6 protein-coding genes, 7 tRNA genes and 1 other RNA gene are annotated in these 6,651 nt (G+C 36.8%); 13 read left to right on the top strand and 1 reads right to left on the bottom strand.

Going from position 1 to position 6,651, the window contains the following annotated elements:
- Positions 1 to 702: 702 nt before the first annotated feature.
- Positions 703 to 1,233 (top strand): antirestriction protein ArdA, encoded by a 531-nt coding sequence (locus ABMQ40_RS11155; protein WP_370899555.1) that lies wholly within the window; start codon positions 703 to 705, stop codon positions 1,231 to 1,233.
- 180 nt (positions 1,234 to 1,413) lie between these two features.
- Here ABMQ40_RS11155 and ssrA read toward each other — a convergent pair.
- Positions 1,414 to 1,816: a transfer-messenger RNA gene (gene ssrA / locus ABMQ40_RS11150) on the bottom strand.
- Between the two features lie 239 nt (positions 1,817 to 2,055).
- On the opposite strand from ssrA, the gene rpsU reads away from it, so the two are divergent.
- From rpsU to ABMQ40_RS11090, 12 genes are all read left to right on the top strand, one after another.
- Entirely contained in the window at positions 2,056 to 2,253 is a 198-nt protein-coding gene (rpsU, locus tag ABMQ40_RS11145) for a 30S ribosomal protein S21 (protein ID WP_007846872.1), read from the top strand.
- Between the two features lie 85 nt (positions 2,254 to 2,338).
- A complete protein-coding gene (locus ABMQ40_RS11140; protein WP_370899553.1) occupies positions 2,339 to 3,226 on the top strand; it encodes a tyrosine-type recombinase/integrase in 888 nt (295 codons plus the stop codon).
- Complete coding sequence (locus ABMQ40_RS11135; protein ID WP_370899551.1) at positions 3,223 to 3,513, top strand: HPF/RaiA family ribosome-associated protein; 291 nt, start codon at positions 3,223 to 3,225, stop codon at positions 3,511 to 3,513. Before ABMQ40_RS11140 ends, ABMQ40_RS11135 begins: the two co-directional genes overlap by 4 nt.
- Positions 3,514 to 3,619: 106 nt before the next feature.
- Positions 3,620 to 3,693: transfer RNA gene (locus ABMQ40_RS11130), tRNA-Thr, on the top strand.
- Between the two features lie 18 nt (positions 3,694 to 3,711).
- Positions 3,712 to 3,792 (top strand) — tRNA-Tyr (locus tag ABMQ40_RS11125).
- An 87-nt stretch (positions 3,793 to 3,879) separates the two neighbouring features.
- Positions 3,880 to 3,952, top strand: a tRNA-Gly gene (locus ABMQ40_RS11120).
- A gap of 90 nt (positions 3,953 to 4,042) precedes the next feature.
- Positions 4,043 to 4,116: transfer RNA gene (locus tag ABMQ40_RS11115), tRNA-Thr, on the top strand.
- A gap of 18 nt (positions 4,117 to 4,134) precedes the next feature.
- Positions 4,135 to 4,215 (top strand) — tRNA-Tyr (locus ABMQ40_RS11110).
- Between the two features lie 87 nt (positions 4,216 to 4,302).
- Positions 4,303 to 4,375 (top strand) — tRNA-Gly (locus tag ABMQ40_RS11105).
- Positions 4,376 to 4,416: 41 nt separating this feature from the next.
- Positions 4,417 to 4,491 (top strand) — tRNA-Thr (locus tag ABMQ40_RS11100).
- Positions 4,492 to 4,561: 70 nt separating this feature from the next.
- The gene (locus tag ABMQ40_RS11095) at positions 4,562 to 5,242 is read left to right on the top strand and encodes a response regulator transcription factor (RefSeq protein WP_370899549.1); all 681 of its coding nucleotides are present in this window, start codon (positions 4,562 to 4,564) and stop codon (positions 5,240 to 5,242) included.
- On the top strand, positions 5,243 to 6,607 hold the full coding sequence (locus ABMQ40_RS11090) for an ATP-binding protein (protein ID WP_370899547.1): 1,365 nt from the start codon (positions 5,243 to 5,245) through the stop codon (positions 6,605 to 6,607). It begins immediately after the preceding gene.
- Positions 6,608 to 6,651 lie beyond the last annotated feature (44 nt).

Genomic DNA, 6,651 nt, shown 5'->3' with positions numbered 1-6,651 from the left:
GTTTTAAAGTTATTTAATTTGATATAACTGTCAGATAAAGTCGTGGCTATTACACTTAAAGGCTGTGGTAAGTAATCTTTACGGTTTGGTCTGGGCGTAGAAAAAATAGATTTTTTGTAGACGTGATTTTGTCAATATATTATCTGCCGATTTACCCCAAAACTATTGCGACTATCTACTCTAAATCTATATTTTGAGAAACTATGGTAAACGGTTTGTGGTACTTTAGTTAAGTGATATTTTTTTTAGCGGACTTACAGGGAAAATGTATAATACTTGGTCTACTATTTACGCCAACCCCGTCAAATTTTAGTATAAAATGTACCCCCTATGTCAAATATCAAAATTTTCATATAGGCATCCCGACAATCCCTACTATACAAAGAGTGGATATAGGTCGATACGTTTTTTCCAACCGCCCCTACCAACGTTTTTAGGTTTTTGACGACTGTTTTTTGTTTTGTTTCGCTCGGAGTGGTTAAAAAGTTTTTAACTTACCTGAAAAAGTATTGATTTTTTGAGTAAAAAGTGCCTAAAATACTTGTATTTATGGGCTTTTTGTTGTATATTTATATATCTTTACAAGCTACTTTTAGCCTTGTTTCTTTGTGTACAAGGTTCAATATAAAAACAAAAATGCCTAGCTGTCTCGAACACAACTAGGCGCATCAATAAATTTTAACATACCTAAAACTTATTAACATGACAAAGTTAACAAATTGTCTTGATACTGCTAGTATCTATGTTTCAACGTACGCTAAGTACAATAATTCAAGCCTGTCTGGCAAATGGCTTAACCTTTCAGATTATTCGGATTATGACGAGCTACTAGAAGCAATGAGAGAACTGCACAAAGATGAATCCGACCCTGAATTTATGCTAAACGATTATGAGGGGTGTTCTCTATTTGAAAAATTGGGATTGATAGGGGAAAGTTTTTTATCTCCCGAAATTTACAACATTGCCGAGCAAATAAATGAATCTGAGTATGATATTGAAGTTTTCGAGGCTTGTACAGATTGTTTAGGTATAATTGACTTCCAAAGTATCTATGAATATGTAAATAATTTCTATTACGGTGAATATGCAAATGATATTGAGTTCGTGGAATATTTATATGAAAATGATATACCGTTCAATCTCCCGAGTTTTGTTATGATTGATTGGGAAGCAACAGAACGAAGTATAATGTTTGATTATTTTGAAAGTAACGGACATTATTTTAAATCGTAATATATTTGCATTATTATAATAACTTATTGTATTCTTAAAGTTCAAATAAGTTTAATTAAATTCAGGCAGATTTAAAAAAGTACATTTCAAAAATTCGGGTACAACTTTGGGTACAAAAATAAAAAAGAGAAAATGTAATTATTTAAAAATCAATAATTTACAAATTCTCTTTAGCTTAAAAAGTGGAGTTGGAGGGATTCGAACCCTCGTCCAAACAAGCAATACATAAGCTTTCTACATGCTTATTCTGCTACTGGTTTTCGACTGAAAGCAGAGAGCAGACGCCCAACTTTCAGCTTATCTTCTGAGGTTTTCGTGCTTTAGCCGAAGCATCTAAAGCCTTATTTCTGCATTCCTATACCCCAGGATCAAACGCCGCAGAACAGAGCATTTGTGGAGTATCTTGCTTCCTTACTAAATCTTCGGGAAAACGCTTGAATCTACTATACTTCGATTATTAAGCTGCAAGAGCGAACTCTTCGTTGCCAGTTAAATTCTTGTAGCAAGGGATTATAGAGATCGCGCTACGGTTCTCTGCATGCTTACTTATCCATTGGTCTTGCTGTCGAAACCAGTCAACCCCCGATAAGTGAATGCAAAGATAGGGATTTTGTTTAAAAATAGTTAACGTAAGGCCATAGCTTTTTTAAATAAGCTTTATTTGGTGAGAATATGATCATAGTCAATCATTCAGAATAGATGTAAGATCTTAAATAGTATGATTAACTGATCAAATCCGGAAAATTTCTATTATTATGTGATAGAATTTTTGCAAATTAAAAAAAAATGCATACTTTTGCAGTCCAAAATGAGATGTAAAATATGTTAATAATTCCTGTAAAAGATGGTGAATCCATCGATAGAGCATTAAAAAAATATAAAAGAAAATTTGACAAAACCGGAACGGTTCGTCAGTTGAGAGCCAGACAACAGTTTATCAAGCCTTCTGTAACTTTGAGACAGGCGAGATTGAAAGCTGCTCATAAACAAAGAGCTCTTAGCAAAGAAGAGCAAGCTTAAGAAAAATTTTCTTAATCACATACTAAATTCACTTCTTAAATAGTTATATTTGAGGAGTGGATTTTTTATTTATACTCCAAATGTAATGTTGGATAAATTTTTAGAATATTTACAATTCGAAAAGAGGTATTCCCCTCATACCATAACGAGCTATAAAAAAGATCTTGAGGATTTTTCGTATTTCTGTCTCAAGACGGAATCTTCAGGAGATATTTCCAGGGCTGACAAGAAGATGGTCAGAAATTTTATTGTTGAGCTCAGTGAAAATAATATTTCCAAAAGAAGTATCAATCGTAAATTGTCTTCATTACGCAGTTTTTATCTTTTTCTGTTAAAAATAGGAGAGATTGAGGTAGCGCCTACAGAAGGGATCACTTCCCTGAAATTTTATCCCGAAAAACAGATCCCTATATCTAAAGAAGAGATGCAGGTTCTTACAGACCATGTTTTTGAAGAAGCCTATGATGTACTGGAGCAATGCATCATGGAAGTTCTGTATCAGACGGGGATCCGTAAATCCGAGCTTTGTGGCCTGATATTTGAGCATGTAGACTTAAGCGGAAACGAAATAAAAATCATTGGAAAAGGGAATAAGGAAAGGGTGATTCCCATATCCGGTGAGTTGTCCGGTATGCTTGGAAGTTATCTGAAACTAAGGCAGCCACAGGAAGAGTATAAAGCCTTCTTTTTTGTGAATAAGAAAGGAAAAAAACTCACTGAAAAATTTGTTTATGTGGTAGTTAATAAGTACCTTAGTCTTATAACATCAAAGCAAAAAAGAAGTCCTCATATTCTAAGACACAGCTTTGCTACGCATGTTTTGGATAATGGGGCGGAGATCTCCAAAGTAAAAAAAATATTGGGACATTCCAGTCTTGCCAGTACTCAAGTCTATACGAATGCCAATATTGAACAATTGAAAAAAGTGTTTAATCAAGCTCACCCTCGAGCTTCAAAAAAAGATGAATTATGAAGATCACAGTACAATCAATTGGTTTAACTCCTCATGAACCACTGGAAGCACACATTAACAAAAAAGTAAACAAACTGGATACTTTCTATGACAAAATTCAGGAATGTAAAGTGTTCCTGAAATTAGAAAATAACTCGGACAGAGCAAACAAAACTGCCGAGATCATTTTAGCGGTTCCGGGAGACGATATTGTCGTAAAAAAAACTACTACAACTTTTGAAGAAAGTTTAGACCTTTGTGTTGATACTGCTAAAAAGCTATTAATCAAGAAAAAAGAAATGGCCTAGAAAAAAAGTTTAAAAAAAACATTGAAAAATTTGAGAATTCAAAAAATCCGTTCTATATTTGCACTCGCAAAAAGGAACAGTGATCTTTTGAATTCTTTTTTTTAATGCCTCCATAGCTCAGTTGGCCAGAGCACGTGATTTGTAATCTCGGGGTCGTGGGTTCGAATCCCTCTGGAGGCTCATTTTATATAAACATGAGGGGAGATTCCAGAGTGGCTAAATGGGACTGACTGTAACTCAGTTGCTTCGGCTTCGTAGGTTCGAATCCTGCTCTCCCCACATTTTATATTAGAATAAAAAAGTTGCAGATTTAAAAGGATTTTGCTAAGTTTGCACAGCGTTACCAATAATTTTGGAAACAAAATTGCGGAAGTAGCTCAGTTGGTAGAGCGTCAGCCTTCCAAGCTGAATGTCGCGGGTTCGACCCCCGTCTTCCGCTCAACAGAATCACACCACAGGGCGTGATTTTTTTTTACAGCTGATATAGCGTAGGGTAGAGTTTCTCAACGGCTTTCAGTCCTTTAAAAATGCCTCCATAGCTCAGTTGGCCAGAGCACGTGATTTGTAATCTCGGGGTCGTGGGTTCGAATCCCTCTGGAGGCTCATTTTATATAAACATGAGGGGAGATTCCAGAGTGGCTAAATGGGACTGACTGTAACTCAGTTGCTTCGGCTTCGTAGGTTCGAATCCTGCTCTCCCCACATTTTATATTAGAATAAAAAAGTTGCAGATTTAAAAGGATTTTGCTAAGTTTGCACAGCGTTACCAATAATTTTGGAAACAAAATTGCGGAAGTAGCTCAGTTGGTAGAGCGTCAGCCTTCCAAGCTGAATGTCGCGGGTTCGACCCCCGTCTTCCGCTCAACAAAAATCATGCTGTCAGTATGATTTTTTTTCATACCTGCCGATATAGCTCAGGGGTAGAGCGCTTCCTTGGTAAGGAAGAGGTCTCGGGTTCAAATCCCGATATTGGCTCCACTGTCCCGAATTTCCTTCGGGATATTTTTTTGCCAGAAATTTTCATTAAATTCGTATAAAATAATTTTTGATGAATATTCTTTTATTGGAAGACGACCTTATTCTTTCGGCAGAGCTTTGTAAATTTTTGGAATCCAACCATTTTACCTGTGATAAAATCTACGACGGGGAAACCTTTCTCCGCCAGATTAAAAACGGCTCTTACGATCTGTATCTCCTGGATATCAATGTCCCGAAGATCAATGGTTTGGATGTGTGCCAGACCATCCGTTCTTTTGATAAAACCACCCCCATCATCATCATTTCAGCCTATGGGGATCTTTCCGATAAAAAGGATGCCTTTACCAGACTGGCTGATGACTACCTGGTGAAGCCTTTCCAGTTTGAGGAGCTGCTCTTACGGATCAATTCCCTTCTGAGAAGAAAGGCAACATCAGATAATACGGACCAGGATATCGTCCGCATAGATGATCTGATTATCAATAAAACAGAGCAGAAAGTTTACCGTGGAGGTAATGAGATAGCCCTCACCTTAAAGGAATTTCAGCTGCTGGCCTATCTGGCTGAAGCACAGGGCAGGACAGTATCCAAACAACAGATCACAGAGCACGTATGGGAACATAATTTTAATACCAATACCAATACTGTGGAAGTTTATATCAACTTTTTAAGAAAGAAGATTGATAAAGACTTCAAAGTAAAGCTCATTCATACACGCTCCGGTTTCGGGTATTATTTAAGCCCTTTGTAAATGTCTTTAAAAAGAAAGATAGCGCTCAATCTCAGTATTGCCTTTTCATTGCTGTTCGGTATTGTAATGGTAGTGATCTATATGTCCTTTAATGATTTCAGAAGGGATGAGTTTAGAGAACGGTTCCGCCAAAGACTGGAGTTCACCACCCATTTTATTTCAAAATCTAAAAACTTTGAAGAAGAAGCACCAATTTTCTTTAATGAAAATTCTGATAATATCCTTCTGAATGAGACAATACTGATCTTTAATGCCAGAAAGGAATTGATTTACAGTACTATAAAAGACAGGAACGTCAGCTGGGACAACTCCCTGTTGCAAGAGCTTGATGAGAAGAAAGTTATTTACAGTGAAAAGACAGTACCTGAAATCTATGCGGCACTGCGGACCATCAAGGGCCAAAACTATTATATTCTTACAAAAGCTTTTGATACAAACGGAAAATCCAAGCTCGCCTATCTGAAATACCTCCTCATTACGGCTTATGTAATGAGTACCCTTCTTATCGGTTTTTTCAGCTATTATTTTATGGGGCAGTTTCTTCGTCCCCTGGAAGAGCTGAACAAAGAAATATCAGAGGTTACCGCTCATAAACTGACAACCCAGATCCCCGTGCAGCAGTCCAATGATGAAATAAGTGTTCTTGCCAATTCTTTCAATACGATGATCATCAGATTAAATGACGTGTTTCAGTCTCAGAAAGATTTTACCGCAAGCGCCTCCCATGAAATCAGGACACCCATCACAAGAATGGCCTTTCAACTGGAGAATCTGATCAAGCTTGAACAGCATTCTCCGGACACATTATCATCTCTGAAGCAGATCCTGCAGGATGTATACCAACTGTCCGATCTTACCAATTCCCTGTTGCTGCTTACCAAATTCGATAAAGAAAATATTCAGAGTCTTTACGAAGAGGTGAGAATTGATGAGGTGATTTTTGAATCTTTTGAAATTGTGGAAAAAAGCTATCCGAACCTTAAAATGGATTTTCTGATTTCTGAAGATACCTCGGAAAATGCTTTTCTTACCATCAACGGCATCCAGTCTTTGCTGGATATCGTATTCATCAATTTATTAAAAAATGCGGCCATATATTCTTATGATACCAGGGCAGATGTTTTGATCACCGAGACAGCCTCAGAAGTAAAAATTGATGTTATTTCCCATGGAGATACTATTCCTGCAGAAGAGCAGGCTAAATTATTTGAAGCCTTTGCCAGAGGAAGTAATGCCCAGAATATTTCAGGTTCCGGGCTCGGTCTTAGAATTGTGAAAAGGATCCTTGAATACCATGGTGCCAGGATCATCTATTCGTCTCCTTCAACCAATACCAATAAATTCAGCGTTATTTTCAAAAAATAGAAATTTAATTTTTTTTTAAGCATCCTTTAAGTTCGTTTTAATTG

Source organism: Chryseobacterium gossypii, assembly GCF_041361455.1.
Taxonomy (GTDB): domain Bacteria; phylum Bacteroidota; class Bacteroidia; order Flavobacteriales; family Weeksellaceae; genus Chryseobacterium; species Chryseobacterium gossypii.
The sequence above is the reverse complement of the archived record's forward strand: the minus strand, read 5'-3'. Positions and strand labels throughout refer to the sequence as shown.

Bases quoted from the DNA above. Each gene is read 5' to 3' on its own strand.
- ABMQ40_RS11155 (WP_370899555.1), top strand. From the start codon at position 703: ATGACAAAGTTAACAAATTGTCTTGATACTGCTAGTATCTATGTTTCA.
- rpsU (WP_007846872.1), top strand. From the start codon at position 2,056: ATGTTAATAATTCCTGTAAAAGATGGTGAATCCATCGATAGAGCATTA.
- ABMQ40_RS11140 (WP_370899553.1), top strand. From the start codon at position 2,339: ATGTTGGATAAATTTTTAGAATATTTACAATTCGAAAAGAGGTATTCC.
- ABMQ40_RS11135 (WP_370899551.1), top strand. From the start codon at position 3,223: ATGAAGATCACAGTACAATCAATTGGTTTAACTCCTCATGAACCACTG.
- ABMQ40_RS11095 (WP_370899549.1), top strand. From the start codon at position 4,562: ATGAATATTCTTTTATTGGAAGACGACCTTATTCTTTCGGCAGAGCTT.
- ABMQ40_RS11090 (WP_370899547.1), top strand. From the start codon at position 5,243: ATGTCTTTAAAAAGAAAGATAGCGCTCAATCTCAGTATTGCCTTTTCA.